Origin of the sequence: Microcoleus sp. CZ3-B2 (assembly GCF_036705055.1) — a bacterium.
Taxonomy (GTDB): Bacteria; Cyanobacteriota; Cyanobacteriia; order Cyanobacteriales; family Microcoleaceae; genus Microcoleus.
This window is the reverse complement of the sequence record NZ_JAUBTN010000043.1, coordinates 39,004-55,114: the sequence shown is the minus strand read 5'-3', so window position 1 is coordinate 55,114 and position 16,111 is coordinate 39,004. Positions and strand designations below refer to the sequence as shown.

Sequence of the window (16,111 nt, the reverse complement as noted above, 5' to 3'; positions counted from 1 at the left end):
TGCCATTTTTTCAGAAGGGTATGAGAGCTATGTCCTTGATTGAGTCTATGTTTTAACGGGGTTGTCACCCCGTCAGCTGTCAGCCGTGAGTTGTGGTTGAGGTTAAACTCTAGAATATTGAAATTAATATCAATTCCGTTAGCATCGGAATGATATAAACGGAGGACACGGCAGTGCCGTTTCCCTACCACGATTGATTGTAGGGACACGTCACTGCCGTGTCCTCTATATCATAAGGAGTGCAGCCGGAATTGATATAATAGAGGTGATGAGTGCGATCGCGCGCTTGAAGAGAAATGTATCGAAATAGAAACGCGATCGCAAATTTATTTTTTATAGCCTCCGATAACTCCCCACCTCCAGATTGTTTCCCAACTACGCTTCAACTATCAGAGTAATGTTGTCAAGTCCCACGACGCGAACAACTTCACCGGGTTGCAAAGTTATTTCTCGATCGCACTTGGCCGGCCACCAACTGCTTTGAAATCGCACACTGCCGGACTGATTTGGTTTAATTTCTTCTTCAACGATCGCTCTTTGTAAATGGCTGACAGTCATGATTACTTTCTCCTGATTGTAGTTTGGCCTGAACTTTGGGATGCTATAAACTTATAGCTTGACTCCCTAACCCTTTGATTTATAACGACGCTTCAACTATTAAAGTAATATTCTCAATTCCCACCACGCGAACCACCTCACCAGGTTCAAAAGTCAGGTCTCGTTAGCGAAGCCCGCCCTAGGGGGCTACGCCAACGAAGAGGATCGCACTTCGCCGGCCACCAACTGTTTTGAAAACGAACGCGATCGGATTCTTGAGGGCGAATTTGTTCATCCACGATCGCTGTTTCAACATCGTTAATAGACATAGCTGCTGGCTCCTGAATATAAACTCGACTTGATTTGTGCGGATGTCAGAAGCTTGTCTGTCAACTTCCCCTCCACACTTAACAATGTGACTTCTGATTATTATTTGAGCGGTCTTTACAGTCTTTTAGGCGTTTCTTACCGCATCTTAGGCGAGATAAATCAAGCGATAGAATGCCACCAAATATCGGAAATAAAAGCCACTAAATCTTTGCAAATTATAGCGAAAAGCAGTGAACCGGAAAACGGCAAACAAGCTAATCTGGAATTTTGGAAAGTTAACGCTGCAATTAAGTAGAAAGGCGTAAATATTTGTAGTTGGGATGAGGCAGGAGTCAGGAGACAGAATGCAGGAGGGATTGGGGTTTTAGCCTCATTTATCTTTCTTAACACAGTTGTGTTTTTCCCCACCGACTTACTTAATATAGGTTTTTGTCAAATAGAAATGCGGGAATTAGAATCAGCTATGGAGATATTTGTCAAGCTGAAAACTTCGCGGGACGAAATCGGGATTAACAGCTATTCGATCGATGTCGGCTTAGCTTTCCTCAACTCCTGTGTCGGAGCCAAAAAAGAGGCGGAGGATCTCGCCGAAAAACTTTATGTCGATCGGGAAAACAGTCAGTTGGTGGGTACGGGATACAAGTTAGTTTTTCTCGCCGCCACCTATCAAAACCTGGGAGAGACAGAGAAAGCTTTGAGCTTGTACCGCCAAGCGATCGCCCGATCCGACCAAAACCAGTACAGTACCATCAAAGCCAAAGCTCTCAACGGTATAGCAGCGCTGTACCGAGAACAAGGAGAATTTGACCAAGCCCTGCTGCACCTAGCTGAAGCAACCCAAATACTCGATCGCTCCAACAAATTAAACCGAGCCGAAGCTTGCTATCAACTAGCCCTGACAGAACAATAACTTGGTAACACCGATAGAGCCCAAGAAAAATTCGATCGCACTATTAAACTGTTCAGCCCAATGAATGCCAGCAAACAAGTAGAAAAGGTACAGTTAGCTCACACCAAAAATTTATAAAAAATACCTAATTAACCGAGAAACAAATCAAAAAAAAGATACAATAAACTCAAACACAACCATAAAAATTCTAGATATGAAACTAAAACGATTGGGACACGTAGCCGTCTGCGTGCAAGACATCGAAAAATCTGCTGAATTCTACCGAAATTTGGGTATGGAGTTAGTGTGGAAAGATGCAGACTGGGCTTACTTGAAAGCCGGAGAGGACGGCTTGGCGCTGTTGAGTCCGAGTTACGACCAAGCAGGGCCGCATTTTGGCTTTGTGTTTGACGATCGCACCGAAATGGAATCCGCCTACGAACAGCTTAAATCCGAAGGTGTTTCCGTCACCCAGATTCACGAACACCGCGACGGTACAGCCTCTTTTTATGGTAGAGACCTCGACGGTAACGGTTTTGAGTATCTTTACGAACCCGCCAAAGGATGATTTTAGGGCTTGGGGGGCGATCGGCTATTAAATCCAGGTAAGGCGCGCCCCCGACCCATCCTAGGTGAAGATTGGTTGCTGTGCAGGGTTTGTAGCGCGTGCGCTGCGCTTAGTGTTGACTTGGTGGGCCAGTGGAAATCGCCTGTCGATCGGCGTTTGGGCGTTTTGATTGTAAAACCAAGATCCCCCAAGCAATTTTTTGGGCTTTAACTAATGAAAAAATCGGAACGCGAATTAATTAAGCCCTAGATTGGTGCGGAATGCACAGGCCACGGGATTGGTGCGAATCAGCTACCGGCCCGTAGCTGAAGGCCCGGAACCTCTGTAGGAGTCGCCGAATAAAGTGACGTACTGACACCAATGCTCGCGCAGTACGGTGTAAGCTCAGAATCGGAAATATATCCACAACTTCCGAACATCGGTTCGATAATCTAAAATCTAAAATCTAAAATCTAAAATCCTCATGTTGCAGAGAATACAAAGCAGAAACCGCTGGAAATCCATCTTCAAACCCTGGGAAGAATCAGATCCTTGGCTGTTTATCGCCTGCATAGGCCTCACCATCTTCGGCGGAATCATGATCCGCAGCGTCGAAATCAACCAGGGGCTGATCGACTGGTGGCGACATTGGGTAACTGGCGCAGTCGGTTTGTTCATAGCCGTAATCATTTCCCGCTGTCGCTACGAAATACTCCTTCAGTGGAAATGGCCGATTTACACAGTTATCAATTTGTCACTAATCGCAGTTCGATTTATCGGTACTACAGGGCTCGGTGCCCAGCGATGGATCAATATCGGCGGCTTTTACCTGCAACCGTCAGAATTTGCCAAAGTAGGGATGATTATCACTTTAGCAGCTCTCCTACACGACAAAACTGTCCCCACAGTCAGGGATATGTTGAAGATGCTGGCGATTATGGCCCTACCCTGGGGATTGATCTTTGCTGAACCAAATTTAGGTACTTCTCTGGTGTTTGGCGCGATCACAATGGGGATGTTTTACTGGGGTAATGTTAATCCCGGCTGGCTGATATTACTGTTTTCTCCTCTAATCTCGGTTCTCCTAAACAACTTGTCTACACCGATTTGGATTGCTTGGGTAGTCGTTGCGGGGATTATCGCTTGGCGAAGCCTACCTTGGCCTTGGTTGGGGACTTTTGCTGCTGTGCTGGTGAACGTGGTTTCGGGACACGTCGGACATATTTTTTGGGGTGTGCTTCAGGATTATCAAAAAATGCGCCTGACAGGCTTTTTAAACCCCGAGAAAGACCCTTTAGGCAGCGGATATCACTTGATTCAATCTCGGATTGCGATCGGGGCTGGGGAGCTCAAAGGCAGGGGTTTGTTTCACGGAACCCAAACTCAACTTAACTTTATTCCCGAACAGCATACGGACTTTATCTTTTCAGCGATCGGCGAAGAATTGGGCTTTATTGGCTGTATTTGCGTTCTGGTGACGTTCTGGATAATTTGTTTCCGGTTGGTGATTATTGCTCAGACTGCTAACGACAATTTTGGTTCATTGCTGGCGATCGGGGTACTGTCAATGTTAATTTTTCAGGTATTCGTAAATATTGGGATGAACATCGGCTTAGCCCCGGTGACAGGAATTCCGCTACCTTTCCTGAGTTACGGGAATGCGTCGCTGCTGAGTAACTTTCTCGCACTGGGACTGGTGGAGTCGGTAGCCAACCAGCGACAGCGCAAGAAGCGTTGGAATTAGATATAGCATTTCAAGCGAAAGATGAGGTGTGGCTTGGCATTGGGCATAGGGCATAGGGCATGGGGCATGGGGCATGGGGCATGGGGCATGGGGCATACCTCACAACGCGATCGAACTGCTATAGAACCCATTTGATATCTATTGCATAAATCTCAGAAACCGGGTTGATCTCTATATTTCTCGTCACCCAACCAAAAACTTGTAGAAACCCGGTTTCTCGCCCCTTGCGTAAATCTCAGAAACCAGTTTCTCTCTATATTTTTCGTCACCCAACCCAAAAACTCAAAGATGTCAAATGGGTTTTATAGGTGGTAAAATCGAATAAACCGCGAAGGCGTTATCAGCGTCTTCGCGGTTTATTCGTTCCGATGCTACCGGATTTGATATTACTCGTTCATATTCTTGTAAGTTGCAACCGCAGAAGGCGAACTCCGGTTTAAATAGCGGAATATCCAATACTTAAATACCGTATCCAAGATAACTGGAAACGTCGCGATGAACAGAAATATAAACTGCCTATTTTCTGGTAGTCCCAAATGCCTCGATAAACCTTCGAGAATTATTTCCCAACCGTGCGGCGAGTGAAATCCGACAAACACATCCGTAAACAAAATAATTATGAAAGCCTTAGCACTGTCGCTAAGTCCGTAAATCACATCGTCCATGAAAGATTTTAAAACCTCAATTTCTTTCTTGTTAACAAGGAGAATCCAGACAAAAACAAAGCAAGAAATTAAGTCGGCAAAAATATTTTTAATGGCTCCACCGCTTTCACTACGGTATTCCTCCGCTAGCTCAACTGCTTTTGCGGTAATCTTCTTTTCCGTTTCCTCTTCTGAAAGCGAGGGAGCAATGCCAATTAATTTTTCAAATTTGAGCTGCCGCTCAAATTGCTCTAGTTTTTCAAAGGCTTCTTCTTCCAACTCATAATTTATGAATATGCGAGATTCTTCCGGAGGTCTAAACTGGTCAACTATCGGCCCTACAATAAAGTTTTTAGAAATTTGATTTGCCAACAGCGGAACTAAAATTAGCAGCAATATAAATCTCAGAGAAATGACTGTTTTTACTTGGGAATTGCGAAAATTCTTAACTACGTCTTTTTCGGCTTCTGGGTTAAGTTCTTTAGTGATTCGACTCAAGGTTCCCAAAAGCGATCGGGGTAATAAATTAACTTCTTCAGAGTTAGTGTCAACTTCGCCCGCCTGAGTTTGAATTGAATTAGCTGAACCTAGGTTGCTGTTAGGTTGAGAGGTGCTACTTGTAGATTTAAATAGGAGGTTTTCTGAGCTGAGAACCGGAACGATCGCAGTTGATTTACCCTGATTAATATATTTATCGATGACCCCATCAATAAATGCGAGCTTCTCAAAGACAAGGGACGATCCATCTCGATCGTCGAAACCTAATCCGTGCTGGCGGCGCTCTGTGCTATTATTTGCCGCCTGCGGTTTGGCCCCCACCCGATCGGGCAATTCCAAAAAATAACGGCTAGCATTAAACTCAACCATCCTGGTGTGGATCACCTTGAGGTATTTTTGCAGTTCGGATTTAAAGTAAGACAGGGTGCTTTGTCCGTAATCGCCCGATCGCTCCGAAATCCGTTGGCCCCCAAAATGCTCATCTTCGATCGCCTTAATTGCTAAAGCAGCATCATAAGCTTGTTCTAGAGCTCTTTCAGGTGTATCTCTATACCACTGGTTAGCGCTGTAGAGATATTTGACAAACCTATTCCACGCAGAAGTATTCATAACTAAAAGCTGGTTCGTTCGCAGCAGACATTAGTGACTAAATTATTCATGGTATGGTAACAGATTTACAAAAATTGGGAACGCCGGCAGAAAATTCAATTTGGATTGTCGGAGCCGCCAAAACCGGCAAAACCGCTCGTTTAGTCGAGCAGTTCTGTATTTGGAGCGAAACCGTTAAGTCTTTGCCCGCAACAGTTTCAAGCCGGGGGCATTCCGGGCGGTGGCGGGCGGGACAAACAGCCCCAGCAATTTTAGTATTAGCAGCTAACGGCGACAATCGGCTGGAACTAGCCGATCGCATCGCCGTAGCCACCCAAGGAAAATATGCCTTTCACTCCACAACACCCTTCGGTTTTTTTGAGCAAGAAGTATTGCTATTTTGGCCGCTGCTAGTTGAGTCACTGCAGTTGAAGGCTCAATTTCCGCTGAGGCTGCAACCGGAAACAGAATTGGAACTTGCCGCCCGACTCTGGCGTCGCGAATTAGACGAAGGCATTTTGCAACAAACAGGAGTCAGTCCAAACCGAATGGTGCGTCGAACTCTAGACTTATTACAACTTGCTGCTGTCAGCGGCACCCCCAGAGAAGAAATTAAGAGCATTTTGGAACAGGGATTTGTCGGCTTTGGCGGCTCGCACAGCCTGTGGGCTAGCATGGGAGAATTGCTCGAAAGGTGGTGGGAATGGTGCTTGACGCGGGGGCTGCTGACTTACGGGATTGTTTGCGAACTCTACTGGCGTTACTTGTTGCCAAATGTTACTTACCAGCAGCAGTTGACCTCTAGATACCAAGCTACGATCGCAGATGATGTTGACGATTATCCAGCCATCAGCCGCCATTTGTTCGATCGAATGCTCGATCGAGGCGTGGCGGGAGCCTTCTCCTACAATCCAGATGGAGGAGTGCGTTTGGGTTTGGGGGCGGACACCGAAGACCTCGCCCAACTCGAAAGCAGGTGTCGCATCGTCGAAAAATTGGACGCAAAAGCGGGTTTATCCCCAGAAATTGGGGAATTGGCGGTAAGTTTAGCCGTAAATTCTGAGGGTTTTTATCCTTTAGGCTTGAGTTTGCCCGGATCGGTTCGATCGCTCGAAACAATTTCCCGGGCCCAACTGCTGCGAGAAACCGCCGAAATCATCGTGGATGCAGTGAAATCAGCAGCCGTAGAGCCGCAGGAAATCGCCGTAATTGCTCCGGGGATGGATGCGATCGCCCGTTACAGTTTAACGGAAATTCTAGCCAGACACGGCATCGCCGCCGAATCTCTCAACGATCAGCGTCCCCTCTCGACTACCCCAGAAATTCGAGCTTTGCTGACTTTGTTAGCCTTAGTTTATCCGGGACTCGGCCGTTTAGTCGATCGAGACGCAGTAGCCGAAATGCTAGTAATTTTAGGCAGCCAGAAACATCGGGAAGTAGTGGAAACAGAAGATTCGCAGCCCAATTTCCATCTAAAATCTCAAACTTTTTCTGAGCGAAGTCGAAGAATTCCGAATCAAAAATCGATCGACCAAGTGAGAGCAGGTTTAATCGCCGATAGCTGTTTTTGTCCCGATGTCGATCGACCTCAATTGCTACCAATTACAGCCTTTCCCCGGTGGGACAGAGTGGGACACCGAGCCTGTGCCGCCTACGAGCAAATAGTCGAGTGGATCGAACAACAGCGATCGCAACAACAAGAGCGGCTGTTGCCTAGTCCCATAGCCCTCCTCGATCGAGCCATCCAGAAATTTCTGATCAACGACAGATACCTAGCCTACGATCGGCTATCAGCCCTGCGAGAGTTAATGGAAACCGCCGCCCACTACTGGGAAATACACGGACGAATGCAGCGCCAAGAACCAACAAACAGCAGCGAATCAGAAACCATCGCCCGGTTCATCCAGTTATTGCGCCAAGGAACCGTCACCGCCAACCCCTATCCCGTCCGCGCCCAAGGAACCCAAACCCAAGCCGTCACCCTGGCCACCATCTTCCAGTACCGCAGCAGCCGCCGCGCCCACAAATGGCACTTTTGGCTGGATGCCGGCTCGTCCCTGTGGCTGAGTGGCGGTGCGGCGACATTGTTTGGTGCTCCCTTATTTGTGCGATCGCAACTGGGGCGTCCCTGGGAAACCGAAGACGAAACCACCGCCGACCAACAGCGGCTGCGGCGAATTCTGCTAGATTTGTTAAGTCGCTGTTCTGTACTTTACCTTTGTCACAGCGAACTAGCCGTCAACGGACAAGAGCAAACTGGGCCACTTCTGCCCCTCATTCAGAGTTCTGTTTCTTATCAGCAGTCAAGCTAAAACTAAGAGACTCGGCAGGCATCAAGAAAATTATGAATGCAAAGATTTTCATTTTTTCCACCCTTGGATAGCTCATCGAGGCTGACTTGAATTCAGACTTTTAGGGTCGAGCAAAATCCGGCGATATTAGAGTATACCCAAAACCCACATCAAAACTTGCAAACATTACTATTTCTAGCACAAAAAATACCTGAGTTCAAAAAAATCTATAGCCCTGGCAATTTTGATTTATTATGCTAGAAATGAGCGAGATTATTAATCAATAATAAGCCAGATTTGAGCCAACAAACTGAGATTGATCAGTTCTTAAAGTTAATCGGAACCGTCGTTTAAAGGAGCCAAAATAATGCCCAGTGCAGTACCGCGTATCATAATTGAGCCAACTCCAACTCCAGAGCCAGCACCGACACCGACACCCGCACCGACACCGACACCCGCACCGACACCGACACCCGCACCGACACCGACACCCGCACCGACACCGACACCCTCCGGCGACGACACATTTGGTGGCATAGACGACACCTTGGGCGGAGGCGGTACCGCACCCTCAACGATCGGAGGCGTGATCCGGGGCACAGAAGCCAACGACTCCCTAGGAGGCAGTCCCGGCCCCGACGTGATTTCCGGGCTGCAAGGCAACGATACCGTCCTAGGCTTGGACGGCGACGATTTAGTATTTGGCAACGAGGATGACGACGTGCTGTTCGGCGGGCCCGGCAACGACGTACTCGACGGCGGTTCAGGACTCGATACCATCTACGGAGGTAAAGGCAACGACTCCCTCGATGGGGGAAATAACCCCGACCTGCTGTACGGCAATGACGGCAACGACACAGTAATCGGAGGCGAAGGCAAAGACACCGCTTACGGCGGCAAAGGCGGCGACAGCTTGCGCGGGGGCTCTGGCGACGATAGCTTTTTGGGCGACAAAGGCGACGACATCGTGTGGGGCGACCAAGGTAACGACTCGCTCTTCGGCGGCGACGGAGAAGACTTGCTATTTGGCAACGAAGGAGGCGACTGGCTCTACGGAGATGCCGGCGCGGACACAATTTTTGCTGGCGACGGTGACGACATCGTGTTTGGAGGTGCTGGAGACGACATCATCGACGGCGGCGCTGGCAACGACGTGCTGTGGGGCGACGAAGGCAAAGACATCGTGGCCGGAGGCGAAGGCAGAGATGTCTTTGTCATTGGTGGCTTCAGTTCCCCCAGCGGCAGCAGCAACGGCACTAACCCGGCATTTGTGACCACAGGCGGCCCGGATATCGCCGATGCGGACATTTTCACAGACTTTCGCCAAGGCGAAGATTCGATCGGACTCAGCGGCGACCTCAAGTTTGAAGATTTGGTAATCTTCCAAAGCACCGACAGCAAAGCCGGCAGCACAATTATTCGTAACGGAGTCAGCGGCGACTTTTTAGCAGTATTGCCCGGAGTTGACAGCAGAACCCTAGGACGCAGCTCCTTTGTAATTGCCCCCACAGTTCCCGGTAGCGCCACCCCGCTACCCCTACCCACCCCCAGTCCTTCTCCGACACCGACCCCGACAGCAAGTCCGACACCGACTCCGACAGACAGTCCGACACCAACACCGACATCAAGTCCGACACCGACTCCGACATCAAGTCCGACACCGACACCGAGTCCGACACCGATGTTTCCGACGCCGACATCAAGTCCGACACCGACGCCGACAGCAAGTCCGACACCGAGTCCGACACCGAGTCCTACCCCCTTCCCGAATCAGGCTCCCAGAGCAGTTAACGACAACTTCACCACGGTTTCGGGTCAAGAACTCAGTCTTAACGTTCTATTCAACGACACCGATCCGGACAAGAACCCTCTGAGTGTCACTACTTTTACTCCAACAACCAAAGGAACCCTGACTCCCTCTGGTGGGGGCGTATTCAAATACACGCCGAATCCCGGCTTCTCAGGTACTGACAGCTTCAGTTACTCGATCTCAGATGGCAAAGGCGGCACCAGTCAGGCGGTAGTAACCATCAACGTCAGCAACCCGCCGCAGTTAGTAGTTAACGGCGGTGTGGTGGTTGCCAAAGCTGCTCCTACCCAGACAATCACCGCTGCGGATTTGTTGGTAACAGATCCCGACAACCCGCCGTCGGAAATCGTTTACACGATTACCAAAGCCCCGGATGCTACTAGAGGTTTTGTCCAAAGGGGCACCACGTTTCTCAACGTCGGCGGCAAATTCAGCCAAGACGATATCAACAACAACATTGTCAAATACAACTTGCTGGCGGCTGGCAGTAGCGATAGTTTCACCTTTACAGCTTCCGACGGGTCTGCAACGATCGGGCCTGCATCCTTCAGCATTACGGTGGTAGATAATATTGTCGATCGCACCGCACTCCCAGCAAGTACCTTTACAGGCAGCAACCTCAGCGACTACATCATCGGCGGTGCCGGCAACGATACCCTCTCTGGGGGCGACGGCAACGACATCATCGACGGCAGGGGCGGCGACGACCTCCAATTCGGTGAAGGAGGTAACGACTCACTGCTAGGTTCGATCGGCAACGACATCCTCGACGGCGGACTCGGCAACGACACCATCGACGGCGAAGACGGCATCGACTCCCTCATCGGCGGACAGGGCAACGACCTGATGTTCGGCGGCAATGACAACGACATCATCTTGGGCGGCGACAACGGCGACACCATTGATGGCGGAACAGGCAATGACTCAATATTGGGAGAAGCCGGCGAGGACTCGATACTTGGAGGCACCGGCATGGACACCTTATTGGGTGGTTTAGGTGACGACACCATCGACGGCGGTGCAGGCGACGACATCCTCGACGGCAGCCTCGGCAGAGACTTGCTCGACGGCGGTATCAATAACGATTTCATCTCCGGCGGCGACAGCGAAGACACGATTTTGGGCTCAGAAGGCAGCGACACCGCACTCGGAGGTATCGGCAACGACTACATTTTGGGAGAGGGCGGCAGCGACTCCCTGTTCGGCGAAGCGGGCGACGACACTGTAGACGGCGGTGCCGGCAGCGACTGTCTCAGCGGCGCATTCGGCAACGATTTGGTGTTGGGCGGCGATGACAACGACACCCTAGAAGGCGGTGCCGGCAATGACATTTTGGGGGGCGGGAACGGTTCTGACTTGCTCACAGGCGGCGCTGGCGATGATTTCTTCTACTACGAAGTTCCGAGTGAAGGTGTGGATATTATTGCTGACTTCAATGTCGGCGGCACAGGCACCGACAGATTCTTGTTCAGGTCGTCAAATTTTGCCGGTCTAACCAACTCTGGAACTACTAACGATTTCACCAGTTTTATCGTCAGGAATATCGGCAGCGGCGGCGACAATATCAGCAATCAAGAAGTCATTTTGTTTGAATCTAAATTTGACAACGCTCAAGCTGTCAACGCAGTGTTGAAAAATCAAAACGGTTCGAGCAAAACAGGAGCTTTCTTCGTGTACTTGAACAATACTTTTGACAAGTACGTTCTCGGGTTTGACCCAAATGTGGCAGATGACAGTCTCCCAGCTTTCGATTTGGCAGTGTTGAATACTATTCCTACAGTGCCGGGAGCTCTGAGCACAGTTATTACTGCCTCTGACTTTAAGTTTATTTAGTAGTTTTTGAGTAGCGTCGCAAGGAGTCGAAACAATGCCGAGTGCAGTACCAGCAATTATTGTCGAAACGATGACGGAACCTACGCCGTCGCCCTCGCCGTCACCGGGGACAACTCCGACCATGACGGGGACAACTCCGACCATGACGGGGACAAGTCCGACCATGACGGGGACAACTCCGACGATGATGGGGACAACTCCGACCATGACGGGGACATCGCCTACGCCGTCGCCGGGGACAACTCCTTCGATGAACGGGACGGGCCCGGGGATTTCGGTCACGCCGGTGCCGCGGCCAGTTCCGACTGCACCCACGCCTCCCCCAGAACCAGTTTTCGTCGATGGCTTAGTTGTCGGAAATGATGGGAATAACTATTTAGTCGGCAGCTTGTTCAATGACACGATTTCCGGGGGTGTCGGTGACGACACGATTCTGAGTCGGGACGGGGCTGATATCGTCAGGGGCGATGATGGTGACGATTCTCTCAATGGTGGTGCCGGTCAAGATATTGTTGAAGGCGGCAGCGGCAATGACACGGCGCGGGGCGGCAAAGACGATGATTTGGTTTCTGGCGACGTTGGTAATGATGTAGCTTTTGGCGACCAGGGCAATGATATTGTTTTGGGTGCTGAAGGTAACGACACGCTGTACGGCGGTAAAGGCAATGATTGTCTGCGCGGCGGTGCCGAGGATGACCTGATTTTTGGCGACAAGGGCAGTGACACTATTTTTGGCGACACTGGTAATGACTGTCTGATCGGCGCTAGGGGTAATGATATTTTGTTGGGCGGCGACGGGGGCGATGTCATCAGCGGTGGTGTGGGTAATGATACTGGTGATGGCGGTGAGGGTGATGACTTGATCTTCGGGGGGGATGACAATGATTCTCTGTCTGGAGGTGGTGGGGATGATATTCTGGCGGGCGATCGCGGGTCTGATACTCTGACTGGAGGCGATGGATCGGATATTTTTGTTCTCGCTAGGGTGGGTACTTCGCCTAGTGGCAACGGGTTTCTCACGACAGGCGGCCGCGACATCGGGGATGCTGATTTAATTAGAGATTTTAAGCCGGAAGATTCGATCGGTCTGGCTGGAGGTCTCAACTTTACACAGTTAGAAATCTTTCAGGGTCAAGGCTCGAATTCTAGCAACACGATTATTCGGGACAGGCAAACTGGGGAATTTTTGGCGGTGTTGGTGGATGTGCGATCGAACTCGCTAGATGAATCTCGGTTCACTACGGCTCAAATACCCCGCGTAGAGGACAATCCCTTCACAATTGTGGGGACAAGTCCTTCTCCAACTCCTTCGGGGACAAGTCCTTCTCCAACTCCTTCGGGGACAACTCCTTCTCCAACTCCGACGGGGACAACGCCTTCTCCAACTCCTTCGGGGACAACTCCTTCTCCAACTCCGACGGGGACAACTCCTTCTCCAACTCCGGCACCGACTCCGACGGGGACAACGCCTTCTCCAACTCCGGCAACGACTCCGACTCCGGCACCGACTCCGACTCCGGCACCGACTCCGACTCCGGCACCGACTCCGACTCCGACTCCAACTCCGACTCCCGAACCGACTCCGACACCAGGGACAAGTCCGAGTCCGACTCCATCACCATCACCGGGGACAACTCCTTCTCCAACTCCGTCGCCGGGGACATTGCCGACACAGGTTCCGAGTCCGACTCCGACTCCGACTGCGGGCGGGACAATTCCGAGTCCGAGTCCTTCCATCGTCCCGACTCCGACTGCTGCTACTCCAACTCCTCCACCTTTCGGCGGGGGGCCGGTGCCGCCGAGTTTCACATCTCCGACTCCTAATGAGCCGCCGATCGTGGAAACTGGTAAGACGCTGACTGGTTTGCAAAATTTGCCTTTGTCTCTGAGCATTTCTGCGCCCAGCGACCCGGAGGGCCAAGCGCTGGCGGTCAGCGTAGCTGGACTTCCCAATCCGACTTTCGGCCAAGTAGTTATCGGTACGAGTCCGCTGGCTATCAATCAAAAATTGACTGTTCAGGAATTGCTGGGCTTGCAGTTCCAACCTAAAGCTGATGCGATCGGGCAAGCGGGCTCTTTCAGCTACAGCGTTGCTGACGACCAAGGCGGCACGGCTGCAGCCTCTGTCGCAATTAATATCAATTCTTTCGATACCTCGGTAACTGTTCCAACTACTCTGTCGCCGATTGTTGGCGATGACGGCATCGTCTTTACGAGTACGAATAATTTGGTGCCCACTTTCATCGATGTGCTCGCCAACGATTCGAGCCCGCAAAAAGGCCCGCTGAGCATTATCAATGTCGGTACGCCAAAACAGGGCATAGCTGTCAATCAGGGCGATCGAGTGCTGTTCATCGCGGGTAACGTAGCGGGTACCACTACTTTCACCTACAGCGTCAGCGACGGATTCGGGACGCTTCCGGGCGTAGGTACTGTCACCGTTGGCATCTTGCCGGCCGATACGGGCCCCAACAAATTGATTGGAGGCTCGTTGCCGGACAATTTGAACGGTTTGCTTGGCAGCGATACTGTTGACGGGCAAGGCGGCAACGATACGATTAATGGCGGTTTGGATAATGACGTGTTGATCGGAGGCCAGGGGGCAGATACGATGAGCGGAGGTGGTGGCAGCAATCAATTCCGGTATACTAGCCCTGCGGATGGTGGGCCGGTGTTTGATGCGGCTTCTTCGGCGGCGATCGATGCTGCGATCGCCACGGGCGGATACGATGTGATTACCGATTTTAGCGGTCTCGGCGTGCCGATCGAGGATCAGTTTAATTTTGCCCCCGGATTCCCGAATCTGAGCAATGGCAGTCAAGTTCTGCTGAACGTGCAGACAACTGTTTCTGCAAATATTTTGGGAGGAACCGCTTTCTTGTTTGCCTACGATTCCGGCGGCAATACTTACATCATTTATGACGGCAATGGTAATAATGTCACCGGCAACGATTCTCAGATTTTGGCGAAGTTAAATGGTGTAACTGGAGTTGCTTCTCTTTCGGGATTTGACTTCACTTTTATCTAGAAAGTCATTAGTCATTAGTCATTAGTCATTGGTCATTGGTTATTGGTTATTGGTTGTTAGTTATTGGTTATTGGTTGTTAGTTATTGGTTATTGGTTGTTAGTTATTGGTTATTGGTTATTGGTTGTTAGTTATTGGTTATTGGTTATTGGTTGCTCGCTACGAATTCCCAATCCCTCCGCTTCGCTCCGCCCAATTCTTAATTTCCAATAACAACTAACAACTAACAACTCGCAACTAACAACTAACAACTAGCAACTAACAACTAACAACTAACAACTAACAACTGAGGGCCCGCACGCACCATCCACCGCCCCAACTAACAACTAACAACTAACAACTAACAACTAAATCCGATCGTCCTCAGAAAAAAGCCCCAATAAAGGGCCGAGAATAGCGCCGAAAACAAAGCCGCCGGCGTGAGCCCAGTAGGCAACTCCCCCGGATTCCATGCCGACATTTGCCGGGGCATTTAAGGAAGCCAACCCGCTCAATGCTTGCTGTGCAAACCAAAATCCGAGAAAGAAGAAAGCGGGGATTCTGACGGTGGTGATAAAGATTCCTAACGGCAGCAATGTCAATACTTTGGCTTGGGGATATTTGAGAATGTAAGCTCCCATCACGCCTGCGATCGCGCCGCTAGCACCAAGGGACGGAATGGCTGATGTTGAGGAAAAAAACCACTGAGTTAGTGATGCTAAAACGCCGCAGGTAAGGTAAAATATTATAAATTTGACGTGTCCTAAACGGTCTTCTACGTTGTTGCCAAAAATCCACAAAAATAACATATTTCCGGCAATGTGGAGAAAGCCTGCGTGCAGGAATTGGGAGCTAATTAGCGTAGTCCATTCGGGAAATGGCGAAACGGGCAGCGCTACCCGACACATATTGCTTAGCTGGCAAGGAACTACCGCCCAAGAGTAGAAAAATTGCGTTAATTGGCGATCGCCCAAGGAGAGTTCGTACAAAAATACTAATACGTTTGCAGCAATCAGCCCGTAGGTAACGTAGGGAGTGATGCCGATCGGGTTTTCGTCGCGTAAGGGAACCACAGCCGTTTTTTCCTCAAAATCAAAAATATTGGCAACAGGATAGCGTATTTGCCTGCAATATTTCTTCTATCGCAAGGAAGAAGTTATTAGTCAGTTGTCTGTTGAATTTATCTGTTGTCAGGATTGCCGTAAATCATTTGGGAAACTTTGGGGGTTTTGTCTCCGATGTGAAAAGTGCGGGCTGTTTCTTCGATCGCCCGATCGGCATTTGTGACTCGCTCGAATTGGCGAAAGTTTTTTGTCAATGGGATGGACAAAAATTAGGTATCATAGTCTAGAAGTGAAGTTTCGATAGATTTTAGTTCATGTCGATCCTGTTGG

At 50.0% G+C, this 16,111-nt stretch carries 12 protein-coding genes; 7 read left to right on the top strand and 5 right to left on the bottom strand.

The window, feature by feature from the left end; all coding sequences use genetic code 11:
• Positions 1-375: 375 nt before the first annotated feature.
• Both QUA97_RS18930 and QUA97_RS18925 read right to left on the bottom strand, forming a co-directional pair.
• The gene (locus QUA97_RS18930; protein WP_333195563.1) at positions 376-558 is read right to left on the bottom strand and encodes an NfeD family protein; all 183 of its coding nucleotides are present in this window, start codon (positions 556-558) and stop codon (positions 376-378) included.
• 146 nt (positions 559-704) lie between these two features.
• Positions 705-866 carry a hypothetical protein gene (locus QUA97_RS18925; RefSeq protein WP_228050403.1) on the bottom strand — a complete coding sequence of 54 codons (162 nt, stop codon included), beginning with the start codon at positions 864-866 and terminating at the stop codon, positions 705-707.
• Positions 867-952: 86 nt separating this feature from the next.
• On the opposite strand from QUA97_RS18925, the gene QUA97_RS18920 reads away from it, so the two are divergent.
• The 4 genes from QUA97_RS18920 (at position 953) to rodA (ending at position 4,047) form a co-directional block, all read left to right on the top strand.
• The gene (locus tag QUA97_RS18920; RefSeq protein WP_228050404.1) at positions 953-1,162 is read left to right on the top strand and encodes a hypothetical protein; all 210 of its coding nucleotides are present in this window, start codon (positions 953-955) and stop codon (positions 1,160-1,162) included.
• Between the two features lie 99 nt (positions 1,163-1,261).
• Entirely contained in the window at positions 1,262-1,777 is a 516-nt protein-coding gene (locus QUA97_RS18915) for a tetratricopeptide repeat protein (protein ID WP_333195562.1), read from the top strand.
• A gap of 193 nt (positions 1,778-1,970) precedes the next feature.
• On the top strand, positions 1,971-2,324 hold the full coding sequence (locus QUA97_RS18910; protein ID WP_194071180.1) for a VOC family protein: 354 nt from the start codon (positions 1,971-1,973) through the stop codon (positions 2,322-2,324).
• A 463-nt stretch (positions 2,325-2,787) separates the two neighbouring features.
• Complete coding sequence (gene rodA, locus QUA97_RS18905) at positions 2,788-4,047, top strand: rod shape-determining protein RodA (RefSeq protein WP_194071181.1); 1,260 nt, start codon at positions 2,788-2,790, stop codon at positions 4,045-4,047.
• A gap of 386 nt (positions 4,048-4,433) precedes the next feature.
• On the opposite strand, the gene QUA97_RS18900 is transcribed toward rodA, so the two are convergent.
• Positions 4,434-5,798, bottom strand: coding sequence for a proton extrusion protein PcxA (locus QUA97_RS18900; protein ID WP_194071216.1), 1,365 nt, complete (start codon positions 5,796-5,798; stop codon positions 4,434-4,436).
• Positions 5,799-5,851: 53 nt separating this feature from the next.
• Between QUA97_RS18900 and QUA97_RS18895 the strand changes: the two genes are divergently transcribed.
• The 3 genes from QUA97_RS18895 to QUA97_RS18885 all read left to right on the top strand — a co-directional run bounded on the left by QUA97_RS18895 (position 5,852) and on the right by QUA97_RS18885 (position 14,739).
• The gene (locus QUA97_RS18895; RefSeq protein ID WP_333195561.1) at positions 5,852-8,089 is read left to right on the top strand and encodes a recombinase family protein; all 2,238 of its coding nucleotides are present in this window, start codon (positions 5,852-5,854) and stop codon (positions 8,087-8,089) included.
• A gap of 346 nt (positions 8,090-8,435) precedes the next feature.
• Positions 8,436-11,711 (top strand): Ig-like domain-containing protein, encoded by a 3,276-nt coding sequence (locus QUA97_RS18890; RefSeq protein ID WP_333195560.1) that lies wholly within the window; start codon positions 8,436-8,438, stop codon positions 11,709-11,711.
• Between the two features lie 34 nt (positions 11,712-11,745).
• Complete coding sequence (locus tag QUA97_RS18885) at positions 11,746-14,739, top strand: calcium-binding protein (RefSeq protein WP_333195559.1); 2,994 nt, start codon at positions 11,746-11,748, stop codon at positions 14,737-14,739.
• Positions 14,740-15,085: 346 nt separating this feature from the next.
• On the opposite strand, the gene QUA97_RS18880 is transcribed toward QUA97_RS18885, so the two are convergent.
• Both QUA97_RS18880 and QUA97_RS18875 read right to left on the bottom strand, forming a co-directional pair.
• Positions 15,086-15,790 carry a rhomboid family intramembrane serine protease gene (locus QUA97_RS18880; protein ID WP_333195558.1) on the bottom strand — a complete coding sequence of 235 codons (705 nt, stop codon included), beginning with the start codon at positions 15,788-15,790 and terminating at the stop codon, positions 15,086-15,088.
• Positions 15,791-15,897: 107 nt separating this feature from the next.
• The gene (locus tag QUA97_RS18875; protein WP_228049856.1) at positions 15,898-16,035 is read right to left on the bottom strand and encodes an MFS transporter; all 138 of its coding nucleotides are present in this window, start codon (positions 16,033-16,035) and stop codon (positions 15,898-15,900) included.
• Between the last annotated feature and the right edge of the window lie 76 nt (positions 16,036-16,111).

Bases quoted from the DNA above. Each gene is read 5' to 3' on its own strand.
- QUA97_RS18925 (WP_228050403.1), bottom strand. From the start codon at position 866: ATGTCTATTAACGATGTTGAAACAGCGATCGTGGATGAACAAATTCGC.
- rodA (WP_194071181.1), top strand. From the start codon at position 2,788: ATGTTGCAGAGAATACAAAGCAGAAACCGCTGGAAATCCATCTTCAAA.
- QUA97_RS18900 (WP_194071216.1), bottom strand. From the start codon at position 5,798: ATGAATACTTCTGCGTGGAATAGGTTTGTCAAATATCTCTACAGCGCT.
- QUA97_RS18885 (WP_333195559.1), top strand. From the start codon at position 11,746: ATGCCGAGTGCAGTACCAGCAATTATTGTCGAAACGATGACGGAACCT.
- QUA97_RS18895 (WP_333195561.1), top strand. From the start codon at position 5,852: ATGGTAACAGATTTACAAAAATTGGGAACGCCGGCAGAAAATTCAATT.
- QUA97_RS18890 (WP_333195560.1), top strand. From the start codon at position 8,436: ATGCCCAGTGCAGTACCGCGTATCATAATTGAGCCAACTCCAACTCCA.
- QUA97_RS18910 (WP_194071180.1), top strand. From the start codon at position 1,971: ATGAAACTAAAACGATTGGGACACGTAGCCGTCTGCGTGCAAGACATC.
- QUA97_RS18930 (WP_333195563.1), bottom strand. From the start codon at position 558: ATGACTGTCAGCCATTTACAAAGAGCGATCGTTGAAGAAGAAATTAAA.